The 15,582-nt window shown below is 52.7% G+C and carries 16 protein-coding genes; 10 read left to right on the forward strand and 6 right to left on the reverse strand.

Annotated elements, in window-relative coordinates; translation table 11 throughout:
* Window positions 1-48 precede the first annotated feature (48 nt).
* Entirely contained in the window at window positions 49-1,716 is a 1,668-nt protein-coding gene (gene glnS / locus LJN55_RS06255) for a glutamine--tRNA ligase (RefSeq protein WP_227535867.1), read from the forward strand.
* Between the two features lie 53 nt (window positions 1,717-1,769).
* On the opposite strand, the gene LJN55_RS06260 is transcribed toward glnS, so the two are convergent.
* Window positions 1,770-2,606 (reverse strand): LysR family transcriptional regulator, encoded by an 837-nt coding sequence (locus tag LJN55_RS06260; RefSeq protein ID WP_227535868.1) that lies wholly within the window; start codon window positions 2,604-2,606, stop codon window positions 1,770-1,772.
* A gap of 133 nt (window positions 2,607-2,739) precedes the next feature.
* On the opposite strand from LJN55_RS06260, the gene LJN55_RS06265 reads away from it, so the two are divergent.
* The 3 genes from LJN55_RS06265 (at window position 2,740) to mtr (ending at window position 5,839) form a co-directional block, all read left to right on the forward strand.
* Entirely contained in the window at window positions 2,740-4,098 is a 1,359-nt protein-coding gene (locus LJN55_RS06265; RefSeq protein ID WP_227535869.1) for an MFS transporter, read from the forward strand.
* Entirely contained in the window at window positions 4,086-4,475 is a 390-nt protein-coding gene (locus LJN55_RS06270) for a hypothetical protein (RefSeq protein WP_159337435.1), read from the forward strand. The genes LJN55_RS06265 and LJN55_RS06270 overlap by 13 nt, the downstream gene beginning before the upstream one ends.
* Window positions 4,476-4,591: 116 nt before the next feature.
* Entirely contained in the window at window positions 4,592-5,839 is a 1,248-nt protein-coding gene (gene mtr, locus LJN55_RS06275; RefSeq protein WP_133845552.1) for a tryptophan permease, read from the forward strand.
* A gap of 104 nt (window positions 5,840-5,943) precedes the next feature.
* Here mtr and fur read toward each other — a convergent pair whose 3' ends face one another.
* From fur to ybfF, 4 genes are all read right to left on the reverse strand, one after another.
* Entirely contained in the window at window positions 5,944-6,387 is a 444-nt protein-coding gene (gene fur / locus LJN55_RS06280) for a ferric iron uptake transcriptional regulator (RefSeq protein ID WP_062748415.1), read from the reverse strand.
* Window positions 6,388-6,784: 397 nt separating this feature from the next.
* A complete protein-coding gene (gene fldA, locus LJN55_RS06285) occupies window positions 6,785-7,315 on the reverse strand; it encodes a flavodoxin FldA (protein ID WP_227535870.1) in 531 nt (176 codons plus the stop codon).
* Window positions 7,316-7,456: 141 nt separating this feature from the next.
* Entirely contained in the window at window positions 7,457-7,738 is a 282-nt protein-coding gene (gene ybfE / locus LJN55_RS06290) for a LexA regulated protein (protein ID WP_133845548.1), read from the reverse strand.
* A 112-nt stretch (window positions 7,739-7,850) separates the two neighbouring features.
* On the reverse strand, window positions 7,851-8,615 hold the full coding sequence (ybfF, locus tag LJN55_RS06295; RefSeq protein WP_133845546.1) for an esterase: 765 nt from the start codon (window positions 8,613-8,615) through the stop codon (window positions 7,851-7,853).
* 261 nt (window positions 8,616-8,876) lie between these two features.
* Between ybfF and seqA the strand changes: the two genes are divergently transcribed.
* Together seqA and pgm are read left to right on the forward strand one after the other, a co-directional pair.
* Complete coding sequence (gene seqA, locus LJN55_RS06300) at window positions 8,877-9,422, forward strand: replication initiation negative regulator SeqA (protein ID WP_227535871.1); 546 nt, start codon at window positions 8,877-8,879, stop codon at window positions 9,420-9,422.
* A gap of 24 nt (window positions 9,423-9,446) precedes the next feature.
* Window positions 9,447-11,087, forward strand: a complete 1,641-nt coding sequence (gene pgm, locus LJN55_RS06305) for a phosphoglucomutase (alpha-D-glucose-1,6-bisphosphate-dependent) (protein ID WP_133845542.1) — start codon at window positions 9,447-9,449, stop codon at window positions 11,085-11,087.
* 46 nt (window positions 11,088-11,133) lie between these two features.
* Here the strand turns inward: pgm and kdpE are convergent, their stop codons facing one another.
* Window positions 11,134-11,763: a two-component system response regulator KdpE gene (gene kdpE, locus LJN55_RS06310; protein WP_241008241.1), complete on the reverse strand. Its 630-nt coding sequence runs from the start codon at window positions 11,761-11,763 to the stop codon at window positions 11,134-11,136.
* A 345-nt stretch (window positions 11,764-12,108) separates the two neighbouring features.
* Between kdpE and LJN55_RS06315 the strand changes: the two genes are divergently transcribed.
* The 4 genes from LJN55_RS06315 (at window position 12,109) to LJN55_RS06330 (ending at window position 15,576) form a co-directional block, all read left to right on the forward strand.
* On the forward strand, window positions 12,109-12,315 hold the full coding sequence (locus LJN55_RS06315; protein WP_133845539.1) for a YbfA family protein: 207 nt from the start codon (window positions 12,109-12,111) through the stop codon (window positions 12,313-12,315).
* A 110-nt stretch (window positions 12,316-12,425) separates the two neighbouring features.
* On the forward strand, window positions 12,426-13,382 hold the full coding sequence (locus LJN55_RS06320) for a YbgA family protein (RefSeq protein WP_227535872.1): 957 nt from the start codon (window positions 12,426-12,428) through the stop codon (window positions 13,380-13,382).
* Between the two features lie 14 nt (window positions 13,383-13,396).
* Complete coding sequence (gene phrB / locus LJN55_RS06325) at window positions 13,397-14,830, forward strand: deoxyribodipyrimidine photo-lyase (protein ID WP_227535873.1); 1,434 nt, start codon at window positions 13,397-13,399, stop codon at window positions 14,828-14,830.
* Window positions 14,831-14,832: 2 nt separating this feature from the next.
* A complete protein-coding gene (locus LJN55_RS06330; RefSeq protein WP_167864133.1) occupies window positions 14,833-15,576 on the forward strand; it encodes a type 2 GTP cyclohydrolase I in 744 nt (247 codons plus the stop codon).
* Window positions 15,577-15,582: the final 6 nt, after the last annotated feature.

Genomic DNA, 15,582 nt, shown 5'->3' on the forward strand with positions numbered 1-15,582 from the left:
CCGTTATTTCATAGCTAATTTAAGCCATGCACTATTGAGGAAATTGAGATGAGTGAGGCTGAAGCCCGCCCAACTAACTTTATTCGTCAGATCATCGACGAAGATCTGGCGAACGGCAAGCACAGCTCAGTGCATACCCGCTTCCCGCCTGAGCCGAATGGCTATCTGCATATTGGTCATGCGAAATCGATCTGCCTGAACTTTGGCATCGCACAAGATTATCAGGGGCAGTGCAACCTGCGCTTCGATGACACCAACCCGGTGAAAGAAGATCTGGAGTTTGTTGAGTCGATCAAGCGTGATGTGCAATGGCTGGGTTTCACGTGGAGCGGTGAAGTACGCTACTCATCTGATTATTTTGAACAGCTGCATAACTATGCTGTTGAACTGATCACCAAAGGGCTGGCTTATGTTGACGAACTGTCGCCTGAGCAGATCCGTGAATACCGTGGCAGCCTGACGTCAGCGGGTAAAAACAGTCCCTACCGCGATCGCAGTGTGGAAGAGAACCTGGCGCTGTTTGCCAAAATGCGTGCCGGTGGCTTTGCCGAAGGCACCGCCTGCCTGCGCGCTAAAATCGATATGGCTTCCAACTTTATCGTGCTGCGCGATCCGGTGATTTACCGTATTAAATTTGCTGAACATCATCAGACCGGTAACGCCTGGTGCATCTATCCGATGTACGACTTTACCCACTGCATCTCGGATGCGCTGGAAGGCATTACCCACTCCCTGTGTACGCTGGAGTTCCAGGACAACCGTCGTCTGTACGACTGGGTGCTGGATAACATCACTATTCCCGTTCACCCGCGTCAGTATGAGTTCTCCCGTCTGAATCTCGAATACGCCATTATGTCTAAGCGTAAATTGAGCCAGCTGGTGTCTGAGAATGTGGTGGAAGGCTGGGACGATCCTCGCATGCTGACTGTTTCTGGTCTGCGTCGCCGTGGTTACAGCGCTGAGTCTATCCGTGAGTTTTGCCGCCGTATCGGCGTGACAAAACAGGATAATATCGTTGAGATGGCTGCGCTGGAATCCTGTATTCGTGACGACCTGAACGAAAATGCACCGCGCGCGATGGCGGTGATGGATCCGGTTAAAGTGGTGATTGAAAACCTGCCTGCGCATCATGACGAGATGATTAGCATGCCGAATCATCCGAACAAGCTCGAAATGGGAACACGTGAAGTGCCGTTCAGCCGTGAGATCTATATCGATCGCGCTGATTTCCGAGAAGAAGCGAACAAGCAGTACAAACGTCTGGTGCTGGGCAAAGAAGTCCGCCTGCGTAACGCTTACGTGATCAAAGCCGAGCGTGTGGCGAAAGATGACGAAGGCAACATCACCTGCCTGTTCTGTACCTGCGATGTGGATACTCTGAGCAAAGATCCGGCTGACGGCCGTAAAGTGAAGGGCGTGATCCACTGGGTATCGGCTGTTCATGCGCTGCCAGCGGAGTTCCGTCTTTATGATCGCCTGTTCAGCGTGCCGAACCCGGCAGCGGCAGAAGACTTCCTCGCCAGCATCAACCCGGATTCTTTAGTGATCCGCCAGGGCTTTGTTGAGCCGGGTATGCAGCAGGCGGAAGCCTCTGCGCCGTATCAGTTTGAGCGCGAAGGTTATTTCTGTGCCGATAGCGTGTATTCCAGTGCCAGCAATCTGGTGTTTAACCGCACCGTTGGCCTGCGTGATACCTGGGCAAAAGTGGGCGAGTAAACCGCTATTTGCTGATAAAAGGCCGCCGATGCGGCCTTTTTTTCGTCTGCTACTTATAATTCGGCACACAGATAATCAATAAACATCCGCGTTTTACGCGGCAGAGCGGTGCGGGTGGCAAAGACAGCGCTGACGGGCTGTACCGGTAGCTGCCAGTCATTGAACAGAAGCTGTAATTCTCCGCTGGCCAGATCGTCTGTCACCAGCCATTCAGGCAGCACCGCCACGCCCATTCCGGCCAGTGCCATCTGGCGCATAATCTGCGCAGAATTGGCGCTGTAACGTGCTTCGCTTTTCACTTCACAACGATCCTGCCCGCGCTGGAAATGCCAGCGGCCGGGATGGGAGAGATTACTGTTGTGTATCCATGGCAGGGTGCCCACCTCACTGAGCTGTTGCAGCGAATAGCGCGCCATCAGCAGCGGCGACGCCACCAGCACAATACGGTATTCCCCCAATTTGCGACTCTTTAGCGAGGAGTCGCGCAGTGTGCCGAGGCGGATAGCCACATCCAGTTTGTTGCTCACCAGGTCATCAAGCGAGGCACCGACGTTATAGCTCAGGGTGAGCGCGGGGTGACGCTGGCAAAAACGGGCTACGGGTGGCATCAGGAACTGCTGGCCATACTCCCAGGTGGAGGTGATACGCAGTTCCCCCGATAGCGGCTGGCTGTCATCGGTGATGCGACTTACGGCAAGGTCGATATCGCAGAAGATCCCCTTAAAATCCTGGTAGAGCTGGCTTCCGCTCTCTGTCAGCGCCAGGTTACGGGTATTGCGCGTCAGCAGGGCGACGCCGAGTACCTGTTCCAGTGTCTTAATATGCAGGCTGACCATCGCCTTACTTAAGCCGAGATTATCGGCGGCACGGGTAAAACTGCCGCTTTCCACGACCGCAAAAAAGTGTGAATTTTATCCAGTTGAGCATGCATGGGATTGTTTACTTATATCGAACAATCTTTTCACTGTATGCCAGTCGATCTCCGTGGTCAATCGCCGCTATGCTGCGCCCGGAGGTATGACTATGAGCTATCGCTACCGCATAGCAGTAATTTTCCTGCTCGGCTTCTTTATTGATTGTATTAATATTTTTATGTCGGCGATTGCGCTGCCGGAGATGGCGGGAGAACTGCGTATAGCCAGCGGTTCGCTCGGCTGGGTGGCCAACAGCTATATACTCGGCTTGACGGTGATTATCCCAATCAGCAGCTGGCTTGCCGGGCGTTATGGTGCTCGCCGGGTGCTGGTGGCCTCGATGTTGCTGTTCAGCCTGGCGGCACTGGGCTGCGGTCTGGCAGATACGTTTATCACGTTGGTAATGTGGCGTTTTGTACAGGGTATGGCGGGAGGGTTGCTCATCCCGGTGGGGCAGGCTCTGACATTTAATCTGTTTAAGGGCAAGGAACGGGCAACCATATCGACCCTGATTATGAGCGTGGCATTGATTGCGCCAGCACTGTCGCCGCTGCTGGGCGGCATGATTGTCGACAGCCTCTCATGGCGCTGGATTTTCTGGTGCAATATTCCGTTCAGCCTGTTGGCCGCTGCGCTGGCCGCGCTGTGGGTGCAGCGTGAAACGCGGGTGGCAGTCCGGCCTGATATCCGTGGCATTCTGCTGGTGTGCCTGGCACTGGCTGCCGTTCTGCTTGGGTTGTCGCAGCTTGCGGAGGCGGGGTCTCTTATTTCTGCATCGTTATGGCTGCTGGCCGCGTTGGGCCTGGCTATCGGCTATTTGCGCCATTACCATCGTCAACCCCAGGCGGTGATTGATTTGAAGCTGTTGCGTAATCCCTGGCTAAAGCTGGCGGTGGTCATTTACTACGCCGTGCCGGGCATCTTCACCGGTGTGAACCTGCTCAACATTTTTTATCTGCAACAGTGCCTGCATTTTTCTGCCGAACGTTGTGGAGCATTTATGCTGCTGTACGGTGGTGGGGCACTGGTGGCGATGCTGGTATGTGGTCGTCTTTACCATTGTCTGGGCGCACTGACCCTGTTCAGCTGTGGGTTGGTCTTACATGCAGGCGGCATCGTGCTGCTGGCGCTGGTACAGAGTCCCGAACAGGTGATGCTATTGAATGCGGCTTATCTGCTGATGGGGATTGGCGGTGGAATCAGTGCCAATACGGCACAAACCAGTGCTCTGACTGATTTTCACGATGAGCAGATGACGCGGGCCAGTGTGATATGGAATATTAATCGTCAGCTTTCATTCAGCCTCGGCGCCGCATTGTTTACACTGCTGTTTACGTTGATGAGCCGCCACTATTCTGCTGCTCAGTCTTATCATCAGGTCTTTGTTGTTGCCGCAGTTACCGGCCTGTTCCCCTTGTGGATGATTTATCGCCACGCCCGTCATAAGGATGTTGTATGTCAGCGTTAACCGAAAAAGCCTGTGAAAGTATCATTGTACTGCATCAGCTTATTGAGAAAGTGTTTCACGGAGATGGGAGCTTTGTCCCTGAGCTGTTGCGACATTTTGAACCCGATTTTATCATGGTCGCGCCCAGCGGAAAAAGTCTGTCGATGGAGGAGGTGACTGCGCTGTTCACTCGTCTGGTCGGCGAACGGCAGGGTGTTGCTATCACGATTGAACACTGCAAAGTGATCTCTCAGTTTGGCCAGGAAGTAGCGATCCAGTATCACGAGCTACAACAGCAGGGTGATAATCATACCCACCGTATTTCACTGGCGGTGATTGATTGTGGTTGTACGCCACCTCGCTGGCGCTATTTGCAGGAAACAATGGTGGTCAGTTAATTACTGTACTAGTTCGTGAGTGTGATTCTGTGTAGACTATGCGGCATTATTGCCGTTTAGCCAGTGGATTATCCCGGTTTATGGCATGTTATTTATTGCATTCGCTAAGGGATTTCATGGCTACACCTGCTTCTGCTGTTCGTCTGCCGTCAACACTCTGGGGGGCGTTGATTATCAGTGGCACCATTATTGGTGCCGGGATGTTCTCGCTGCCGGTAGTGATGTCCGGTGCCTGGTTTGCCTGGTCCTCCGCGCTGCTGATCGTGACCTGGTTCTGTATGCTGCTGTCCGGATTACTGTATCTGGAAGCCAGCCTGCATTATCCCATCGGGGCGAGTTTTGATACGGTCACACGCGATTTACTTGGGCGTGGCTGGAACCTGATCAACGGTTTGTCCGTGGTCTTTGTGCTGGGGATCCTCACCTATGCGTACATTTCTGCCAGTGGCGCGATTATTCAGCACAGCCTCAATCAATTAAATGTCGGAATATCGGCACGTATGGCTGGGCTGCTCTTTACGCTACTGGTGGCGCTGTTTATCTGGCTGGGAACAGCGGTTGTCAGCCGGATGACGCTGATTTTTCTCGGCGCGAAGATCCTCACCTTTCTGATGATTTTTGGCGGCCTGCTGTGGCATGTTCAGCCGGCTATTCTGCTCGACAGCCAGGGAGCCGATCGCGATTATCTGCGATATCTCTGGATAGTGGTGCCGTTTTGTCTGGCCTCCTTCGGCTACCATGGCAACATTGCCGGGTTGACGACTTACTACCATAAGAATGCAGGCCGCGTGAGCCGTTGCCTGATTTACGGCACGCTGCTGGCTCTGATGATTTACTTTATCTGGATCATCGGCACGATGGGCAATATTCCCCGCAGCGAATTTAAAGCGATTGCCGCGCAAGGCGGTAATATTGACGTACTGGTGGGGGCGTTATCCGGCGTACTGCACAATCGCTCTCTGAATCTGTTACTGGATATCTTCTCTAACTTCGCCGTTGCCTGTTCATTCCTCGGTGTCAGTCTTGGCTTTTTTGATTACCTTGCCGATCTCTTTAAACTGGATAACTCCGCGTCCGGAAGATTAAAAACCACGCTGCTGACGTTTATTCTGCCGCTAACTGCCGCGATGATCTGGCCCAACGGTTTTCTGCTGGCAATCGGTTATGCCGGGCTGGCCGCGACGTTGTGGGCTGTTGTCACGCCAGCGCTACTAGCCTGGCAGTCACGTCGACGTTTTGCCACTGCCACGTGGCGAGTCAGAGGGGGGATGGCACCGATTGTGCTGGTTCTGCTGTTTGGTGCACTGAATGCCGTGGTCTCGTTGCTTTCATATGGTGGCTGGCTGCCGCTCTATACGCGATAACCTTTTGAGACAGATTGGCAGCGTTTTAGCCGGGAGGAATCGCTATAACGCAGGCATAAAAAAACCGGTGGCAAGCCACCGGTTTTTACACTGAACAGTGCAGATTATTTGTCGTGCAGAGTCTCGTCTTCACGACAGTCACCCAGAGAACAATGGCCATAAAGATACAGGCTATGGTTGCTCAGTTTGATACCGTGACGCGTGGCGATTTCACGCTGACGTTCCTCAATGTATTCGTCTCTGAACTCAATAACTTTACCGCAGTCCAGGCAGATCAGGTGATCGTGATGGTGCTGCTGAGTCAGTTCGAAAACGGATTTACCGCCTTCAAAGTTATGGCGGGTAACGATCCCCGCATCATCAAATTGGTTCAGCACGCGGTAAACGGTGGCCAGACCAATTTCTTCGCCCATATCAATCAGGCGTTTGTACAAGTCTTCCGCACTGACATGATGGCCCTCTGGTTCCTGAAGCACTTCCAGAATTTTCAGTCGGGGAAGCGTGACTTTCAGGCCGGCCTTCTTTAATGCGGTGTTATTGTCAGTCATGCGGATATTGTCCTGTTACTTTGCTAGTCACTTAGTGGCTGAAAAGCCCTGAACATCGGTCGACGCTAAAAGATGAGTGCGTCTCAGTATAGAACTGATACTCCGAAATGAAAACCATAAGGGGTGCCTGAAACCGCAATGGATGTAAGGATAAGTGTCATTACATCCAGGGTAGCACGCGCCCGAATTAGGCTGGGTTAACATTTCAATCTGCATCATCTTCACCGCTCTTTGGGCGACTCACATCCTCAAAGAGTGGGGCAGGTGCTGAGTAAGCGGGTAACCGATGGGGTTATTGTACAGTTTTGCAGATGAAAGTTACAAACATGTATCTATTACTTCTATAGGAAAAACCACTTACTTGATGTGAGATAGCTCCCACATCAAGCGGCTATGGTTATGCTTCGATGATATCTTTTAGCTGAAGTTCATCAAAAATTTGTTTTACCCAATTTTCAACGCGTTCGTTGGTGAGCTCTGGCTGGCGATCTTCATCAATGGCCAGGCCAAGGAAATGGTTATCATCTGCCATGCCTTTCGAAGCCTCGAAATGGTAACCTTCGCTCGGCCAGTGGCCGACAATCACTGCGCCGTTCGGCTCAATGATGTCGCGGATGGTGCCCATTGCATCGCAGAAATACTCGGAATAGTCTTCCTGATCGCCGCAACCAAACAGCGCAACCAGTTTACCGTTGAAGTCGATTTCTTCCAGCGTTGGGAAGAAGTCATCCCAGTCGCACTGGGCTTCACCGTAGTACCAGGTTGGGATGCCAAGCAGCAGAATATCAAAGGCTTCAAGGTCTTCTTTGCTGCTTTTAGCAATATCACGAACTTCTGCAACATCTTTCCCCAGTTGCTTCTGGATCATTTTTGCAATGTTTTCGGTATTGCCTGTATCGCTACCAAAGAAAATGCCGACGAGTGCCATGAGTTTAATAACCTCTTGAATCTTAATGATATGGTGACTGCTGATTTTTTCGCAGATATCGCTAATGATAACAGACCGTCGTGAGCGGATAAATGAGTAATGCTGCCGGTTTTGTCGCTGAGTGCTAAGGCCCTGATACCATCAGGACGGATGACGTTGCAACTGTTCCAGCAGCATTTCTTCGATCAGTTCACTGCGGCTGATATTGCGCTCGAAAGCTAGCTGATTCAGGACATCAACCGCGTCGCTGTTCATTTTCAGTTCGACACGCTTCAGGCCGCGCACTTTATCGCGCTTGAGCTGATTGCGTTTGTTGATACGCAACTGCTCATCACGCGTCAGCGGATTAGTCTTGGGTCGTCCCGGACGTCGTTCATCTGCAAACAGATCGATCGTTGTGCGGTCCGTGTTCTCTTTTGCCATAGGAATCGTAATACTGAAAGGCTGGATTGCTGATGAATAGGGCCGTTATGCCGTCTGATAATCAGCAGCGGCAAAATTTTAGCGCGCCATCATACCCCAGCGAAAATGGTTTTCACAGCGCTAAAAAACGTCGGATTGCACGTAATACCGCATCGGGTTTCTCAGCATGTACCCAATGCCCTGCGCCGGTGATGACATGGGCACGCGCCTGCGGGAACTGGGTTAACAGTGCATCGCGATATGCATCGGCCAAATAGGGAGAACGCTCCCCACGAATGAACAGCACAGGATGTGACCAGGGGGCCAATGGCTCCCAGCCAATGATGTTTTCATAACATGCCAGCAGCGCCGGAACGTTGAAACGCCAAACACCCTCGTGGAACGACTTGAGTAAAAACTGGATAACGCCTTCTTCACTGATACTTTGACGCATCAGGGCAGTAGCTTCGCTGCGCGTGGTGATACCGGCCTCAGTCACCGCATTCAGTGCGGCAAAAATATCGTCATGATGACGCGTGGTGTAGGCCACAGGAGCGATATCAATCACTACGATCTCCTCAACACGATCGGGCGCCAGTGCGGTAATCGCCATGGCGATCTTCCCCCCCATCGAGTGACCGATCACGCTGAAACGATCGACCTGCATCGCGTCAAGCGTGTCCAGGACATCCTGAGCCATTAACGCATAATCCATCTTTTGCGCACGCGGAGACAAACCGTGGTTTCGGACATCGAGTTGAATCAAACGGCGATCGTCTTTTAATCCCCGGGCCAGTACGCCGAGGTTATCCAGGCTACCAAATAAACCGTGGATCAATACCAGTGGAAGCCCGTCAGTGGCGGATTGTTCAGATTGCAGGCGAAAATTCAAATTCATAGAGAAAGTTCTTACAGTTGGCACCAAGGCTTAGGGTATCATGGATCCCACAATTTCTGCCGCTGGCGCGAATGGCGGGTATGATCTTTTTGCGGCATATTCCGACTTTTGCCCTGAAACGGGTCTGGCGCTACACCCTGGCGGGATTTAACTTTATAATCCTGATGTTAGAACTGGATCGGCTCAACGTCATGATGGTTGCGTGGATTGTTGTCCCCGAACAACCGGTTCTGATACTAGCAACAACCGTACTGGATAAAGATGAAAACGATAGAAGTCGACGAAGAGCTATACCGTTATATTGCCAGCCACACTCAGCATATTGGTGAAAGCGCATCCGATATTTTGCGCCGTATGCTGAAGTTCACTGCGGGTCAAACTGCTCCTGTGGCGGCGAATGCTGCAGCGGCAGCGAAAGAACCTGCCGCTGCAGGTATTAAATCTGAATCCCGACCGCAGGATCGTGTTCGTGCGGTACGTGAGCTGTTGCTTTCGGATGAGTACGCGGAGCAGAAGCGTGCAGTGAATCGCTTTATGCTGATTCTATCGACTTTATACAGTCTGGATGCCAAAACGTTTGGCGCAGCGACTGAGTCTCTGCAAGGTCGTACGCGTGTTTACTTCGCGGGCAACCAGCAAACGTTGGTAGAGAATGGCACCCATACCAAGCCGCAGCACGTTCCGGGCACACCGTATTGGGTGATCACCAACACAAATACTGACCGTAAGCGCAGCATGGTGGAACACATTATGTTGTCGATGCAGTTCCCGATGGAGCTGACAGAGAAAGTTTGCGGTACCCTCTAACTGAAGCGTCAGGGAGAAGCGCCAATGGCCAATCACCCCCGTGCCGGGCAACCCGCCCAGCAGAGCGATTTGATTAACGTTGCACAATTAACATCTCAATATTATGTCCTGCAGCCTGAACTGGGTAACGCAGAGCATGCGGTGAAATTTGGCACTTCCGGCCATCGCGGTAGCGCGGGCCGTCATAGCTTCAACGAGACGCACATTCTGGCCATCGCGCAGGCGATTGCGGAAGAACGCAAAAAGAACGGTGTAACCGGTCCTTGTTTTGTGGGTAAAGATACGCACGCGTTGTCTGAACCGGCCATCATCTCGGTATTGGAAGTGCTTACCGCTAACGGTGTTGATGTGATCGTTCAGCAGGATAACGGCTATACGCCGACCCCTGCGATCTCCAATGCGATCCTTGAACACAACAAAACCGGTGGTGCTCAGGCTGATGGTATCGTCATCACGCCTTCACACAATCCACCTGAAGATGGCGGTATTAAATACAATCCACCAAACGGTGGCCCGGCCGATACGAACGTCACGAAAGTGGTGGAAGATCGCGCTAACGCTCTGATCAAAGACAGCCTGAAAGAAGTGAAACGCATAACGCTGGATCAGGCCTGGGCCAGCGGTCACTTGACGGAAAAAGATCTGATCCAGCCTTATATTGAAGGTCTGGCTCAGATCGTTGATATTCCGGCGATCCAGAAAGCCGGTCTGAAGATTGGCGTTGATCCGCTGGGCGGTTCAGGGATTGCCTACTGGCAGCGTATTGCGGAGTTCTACAATCTTGATTTGACCATCGTTAACGATGCTGTCGATCAGACTTTCCGCTTTATGCACCTTGACCACGATGGTGTGATCCGCATGGACTGCTCGTCTGAGTCGGCGATGGCGGGTTTGCTGGCGTTGCGTGACAAGTTCGACCTGGCCTTTGCCAACGATCCTGATTATGACCGTCACGGTATCGTCACGCCTGCGGGACTGATGAATCCAAACCACTATCTGGCAGTAGCGATTCAGTATCTGTTCCAGCATCGTCCACAGTGGGGCAAAGATGTCGCGGTGGGTAAAACGCTGGTGTCCAGCGCGATGATTGACCGCGTAGTCGACGATCTGGGCCGCAAGCTGGTAGAAGTGCCGGTTGGCTTCAAATGGTTTGTTGATGGTCTGTTCGATGGCAGTTTCGGTTTTGGTGGCGAAGAGAGTGCGGGTGCTTCGTTCCTGCGCTTCGACGGCACGCCTTGGTCAACCGATAAAGACGGCATCATCATGTGTCTGTTGGCTGCAGAGATTACTGCGGTAACGGGTAAGAACCCGCAGCAGCACTACGACGAACTGGCACAGCGCTTTGGCGCACCAAGCTACAACCGTATCCAGGCTCCGGCCACTTCCGCGCAGAAAGCTGCGTTGTCAAAACTGTCCCCAGAAATGGTCAGTGCTGACACGCTGGCGGGTGATCCTATCACGGCACGTCTGACGGCAGCACCGGGTAACGGCGCCTCTATCGGCGGCTTGAAAGTGATGACCAAAAACGGCTGGTTCGCTGCGCGTCCATCTGGTACGGAAGATGCTTATAAAATCTATTGCGAAAGCTTCCTGGGTGCTGAACACCGCGAGAAGATTGAGAAAGAAGCGGTAGAGATTGTGAGTGCGGTACTGAAAAACGCCTGAGATATCAGGCAGTGAAGAGAAGGGCTCACACAGTGAGCCCTTTTTTTTATGGCATAAAGCGATAGCCCACACCGGTTTCGGTCAGCAGATGTTGGGGTCTGGCGGGGTCGCGTTCAATTTTGTGGCGCAGATGCCCCATATAAATACGCAGATAATGGCTGTGCTCAACCGCATTCGGCCCCCAGACTTGAGTCAGCAGTTGTCGCTGAGTCATCACCTTACCCGGGTGGTTAATCAGGCTGACCAGCAGACGAAATTCAATCGGCGTCAGGTGCAGGTCCGCACCGTCGCGCATCACCCGGCGGGCGGCAATATCCACCGTGACGCTACCAATATTAATTGGCGCATCCACGCTGTCGTTACCCTGCTGTGGGCGATGACGTAAGGCGACACGCACTCTTGCCATCAACTCACCGACACCAAAGGGTTTCGTCAGGAAGTCGTCAGCGCCAGCATCCAGCGCGGTGATTTTATCCTGCTCATCACTGCGTGCCGAGAGCACAATCACCGGGATATTGCTCCACTGGCGCATATCACGAATAAATTCTGTCCCATCACCATCTGGCAGACCGAGGTCAAGTATCACCAGTTCCGGTTTGCGCGTGGCGGCTTCGATTAAACCCCGGCTCAGGGTTTCGGCATCAACCACGCGAAAACCTTCCCCTTCCAGCGCCATGCGCAGGAAACGGCGGATCTCTTTTTCATCTTCAACAATCAGAATTGTGGACACAGAACCTCAGTAGCTAAGCGGCGTGACGACGTGAAAAATGATAACAGGGCTAATTTAGCAAAAAGAACGAAGGGCGTCTGTGATTGTTGCGCTCCCCCTGATGTTACAGAAAGGATGTTTTTTTCACATTCCAAGGTTAATATTTAACGAATATGTAACCTTCTTTCATTTTTGAGGCGGTTGGTGGTTTTTTTTTCGACAAAAGTGGTCGGATCAGTAGTAAAATTACATCTGAAGGCGTATATTTTGTTCAGATTACACACAACCCTTTTAATCATCTCAGGAGGACGTATGAGTCTTTATCATAACTATTCATCTGCTCGGATTTTCATGCGTCGCACTGCGGTGCTGGTTATCGGCATCGCAGCGCTGCCATTTATGCTGTTTCGCGCAGATCGTGCCCGTTTCTACAGTTACCTGCATCGCGTCTGGGTGAAAACCAGCGATCAGCCCGTCTGGCTGGCACAGGCAGAAGCTGCCGGGTGTGATTTCTATTAACTGACCTCGCATTCATAAAAATCCCGCCGTCTGGCGGGATTTTTTTTGCCTGTTACGCCGTGTTTTGCGCTACACTCAAATCTGTACAAGATATTTGAGGTTGTATAATTATGGGCGATAAAATTCCAGTGGGTATTAGTGCCTGTTTGTTAGGTCAGAAGGTGCGTTTTGATGGCGGCCACAAACGCAATGAATTCGCAGCTGAACATCTGGCGCCCTTTTTACACTTCGAGCCCGTGTGCCCGGAAATGGCTATCGGTTTACCTACCCCCAGGCCCGCACTGCGCCTGACTGAAGCCGGGGACGGGGAGGTGTCACTCTGTTTCAGCAACGGACAGGATGCCCCTGTTACAGAAAAAATGGCATCTTTCTCGCAGGAAAAAATCAGCCATCTACATCATCTCTGTGGCTACATTGTCTGCGCAAAATCCCCCAGCTGTGGCATGGAACGGGTACGCATTTACCAGCCAGATAATAACAATAACCGCAAAGCCGGAACCGGGGTCTTTACCCGGGAACTGATGGAACAGATGCCCTGGCTGCCCGTAGAAGAGGATGGCCGCCTGCACGATCCGCTGTTGCGCGAAAATTTCGTTGCGCGAGTCTATGCCCTGCATGAATTTAACCAGCTTTGGCAAAGCGGGCTGACCCGCGCCAAACTGATGGCATTTCATACGCGTTACAAGCTGCTGCTACTGGCACACTCTCAGCCCGACTACCGTGAAATCGGGCCCTTTGTCGCGAAAATGGATCAATGGGAATCGCTGGAGGATTTTGCAGTAGAGTATCGGCAGCGGCTGATGGACCTGATGAAGCAGGTGGCCTCCCGCAGCAATCACACCAACGTACTGATGCATGTTCAGGGCTATTTCCGTCGTGATCTGACATCGTCTCAGCGTCAGGAGCTGGCCGGGCTGATTGACCATTACCGTCAGGGGATCCAGCCGTTGCTGGCACCCATTACCTTACTGAAACACTATATGGCGGAATTCCCGCATCCGTGGCTGGCCGGACAGCGTTATTTTGCGCCTTATCCGGAAGCTCTGCGTCTGCGCTACGGGCATTAATCTCAGGGAGCACTATGACAACTCATCTGGTCTGGCTGCGCAATGACCTGCGTATCAACGATAACTACGCACTCCATGCCGCCTGCCGTTCAGCAAATGCCCGGGTGATAGCGTTGTTTATCGCCACTCCCGGGCAATGGGCGCAGCACCATATGGCGCCGAAACAGGCGGAGTTTATCTGGCAGAGCTTGCTTGACGTCCAGCGCTCACTGGCCAAAAAAGGCATTCCTCTTCATATCGCTGAGTGTGATGATTTCACTGCCTCGGTGGCTTTGTTACAGGACTTTTGTCGGGATCAACGTGTCGACCGTTTGTTCTATAACTATCAGTATGAAGTGAACGAGCGTCAGCGTGATGCAATGGTAGAACAGACGCTGTTTGATCAGGATGTCATGGTACAGGGATTTGACGACAGCCTGCTGCTGCCACCCGGCAGCGTGCTGACCGGCAACCGTGAGATGTACAAAGTGTTTACGCCGTTCAGCCGGGCGTTTGTGAAGCGATTGAAAGAGGGATTACCTGAGTGTCTGCCTGCTCCTGATGTCAGGAAAGGCGGGGCGATCGAAACCGATGATCGTCCCTTAAAGGCATTTGATTACCCGCGCGAAGCGGTGGACGCCCGCCTTTTCCCGGCAGGAGAGCAGGCGGCGATTGCGCGATTGCGCGAGTTTTGTCAGCAGCCTGTGACGGAGTACCCCGAGCAGCGTGACTTACCCGCCCGCGATGGCACCAGCCGCCTGTCGGTCTATCTGGCGACCGGTGTACTGTCTCCGCGTCAGTGTCTGCACCGGTTACTGAAACAGCACCCACGTGGGCTGGAAGATCAGCAGGTGTTTGTCTGGTTGAATGAATTAATCTGGCGTGAGTTTTATCGTCATCTTCTGGTGGCCTGGCCGTCATTGTGCCGGCATCAGCCTTTTACACGCTGGACCCGAGGCGTGAAATGGCGGGACGATAAACAGGGGCTGCTGGCGTGGCAACAGGGGAAAACCGGCTATCCGATTGTCGATGCAGCGATGCGTCAGCTCAACAGCCTTGGCTGGATGCATAACCGTTTGCGCATGATTACAGCCAGCTTTCTGGTGAAAGACCTGCTGATCGACTGGCGCGAAGGTGAGCGTTATTTTATGTCGCAGTTGCTGGATGGTGATTTGGCGGCGAATAACGGGGGATGGCAGTGGGCAGCCTCCACAGGGACCGATGCCGCCCCCTATTTTCGCATTTTTAACCCTACCACCCAGGGTGAGCGCTTTGATAAAAGTGGGGAGTTTATCCGCCACTGGTTGCCAGAGTTGCGCGCGGTGCCGGAAAAATATATCCATCAGCCGCATGAGTGGGCAAAGAAAAATCAGCAAAGTCTCGATTATCCGCTGCCGATCGTGGAACATAAACAGGCGCGCCAGCAAACGCTGGATTCCTTTGAAGCAGCACGAAAACAGACGGACTGATTATGCTAAATACTGAACTCGAACAGCTGGTTAACCAGTTACTCAACAGCGCGGATTACAAAGACTATGCCCCGAACGGGTTGCAGGTTGAGGGACGCCGCGAGATTAAAAAAGTGATTACCGGTGTCACCGCCTGTCAGGCGCTGCTCGATGAAGCCGTGCGTCTGGAGGCCGATGCTGTGCTGGTGCATCACGGTTATTTCTGGAAAAGCGAAGCGCCAGCTATCAGGGGCATGAAACGTCAGCGCCTGAAAACGCTGCTGGCGAACGATATCAACCTGTTTGGCTGGCATCTGCCACTGGACGGACACCCTTCAATCGGCAACAACGCTCAGCTTGCCAGGCTGTTTGGCATTGATGTAAAAGGTGAAATTGCATTGCTGCTGCCCTGGGGTGAACTGGTTGAGCCGGTCAGTGGTGAACAGTTTGCCCAACGTATCACGACGGTACTGGGCCGCGAGCCACTGCACTGTGGCGACAATGCACCCGCGCTTATTCGTCGCGTGGCCTGGTGCAGCGGTGGCGGTCAAGGCTATATCGATCAGGCCGCTGCTTTCGGTGTTGATGCTTTTATCAGCGGTGAAGCGTCTGAACAGACAATCCATAGCGCACGTGAACAGGGCCTGCATTTCTTTGCTGCGGGCCACCATGCGACCGAACGTGACGGCATTAAAGCGCTGGGGGAGTGGCTGGCAAACGAGCACGGCCTGGACGTGACATTTATCGACATTCATAACCCTGTCTGAGCCTTT

Origin of the sequence: Erwinia rhapontici, assembly GCF_020683125.1 — a bacterium.
Lineage (GTDB): Bacteria > Pseudomonadota > Gammaproteobacteria > Enterobacterales > Enterobacteriaceae > Erwinia > Erwinia rhapontici.

Coding starts and splice junctions, on each gene's coding strand:
- pgm (WP_133845542.1), top strand. CDS start 9,447: ATGGCCAATCACCCCCGTGCCGGGCAACCCGCCCAGCAGAGCGATTTG.
- glnS (WP_227535867.1), top strand. CDS start 49: ATGAGTGAGGCTGAAGCCCGCCCAACTAACTTTATTCGTCAGATCATC.
- seqA (WP_227535871.1), top strand. CDS start 8,877: ATGAAAACGATAGAAGTCGACGAAGAGCTATACCGTTATATTGCCAGC.
- phrB (WP_227535873.1), top strand. CDS start 13,397: ATGACAACTCATCTGGTCTGGCTGCGCAATGACCTGCGTATCAACGAT.
- LJN55_RS06265 (WP_227535869.1), top strand. CDS start 2,740: ATGAGCTATCGCTACCGCATAGCAGTAATTTTCCTGCTCGGCTTCTTT.
- kdpE (WP_241008241.1), bottom strand. CDS start 11,763: ATGGCGCTGGAAGGGGAAGGTTTTCGCGTGGTTGATGCCGAAACCCTG.
- ybfF (WP_133845546.1), bottom strand. CDS start 8,615: ATGAATTTGAATTTTCGCCTGCAATCTGAACAATCCGCCACTGACGGG.
- LJN55_RS06330 (WP_167864133.1), top strand. CDS start 14,833: ATGCTAAATACTGAACTCGAACAGCTGGTTAACCAGTTACTCAACAGC.
- LJN55_RS06270 (WP_159337435.1), top strand. CDS start 4,086: ATGTCAGCGTTAACCGAAAAAGCCTGTGAAAGTATCATTGTACTGCAT.
- fldA (WP_227535870.1), bottom strand. CDS start 7,315: ATGGCACTCGTCGGCATTTTCTTTGGTAGCGATACAGGCAATACCGAA.
- ybfE (WP_133845548.1), bottom strand. CDS start 7,738: ATGGCAAAAGAGAACACGGACCGCACAACGATCGATCTGTTTGCAGAT.
- LJN55_RS06315 (WP_133845539.1), top strand. CDS start 12,109: ATGAGTCTTTATCATAACTATTCATCTGCTCGGATTTTCATGCGTCGC.
- mtr (WP_133845552.1), top strand. CDS start 4,592: ATGGCTACACCTGCTTCTGCTGTTCGTCTGCCGTCAACACTCTGGGGG.
- fur (WP_062748415.1), bottom strand. CDS start 6,387: ATGACTGACAATAACACCGCATTAAAGAAGGCCGGCCTGAAAGTCACG.
- LJN55_RS06320 (WP_227535872.1), top strand. CDS start 12,426: ATGGGCGATAAAATTCCAGTGGGTATTAGTGCCTGTTTGTTAGGTCAG.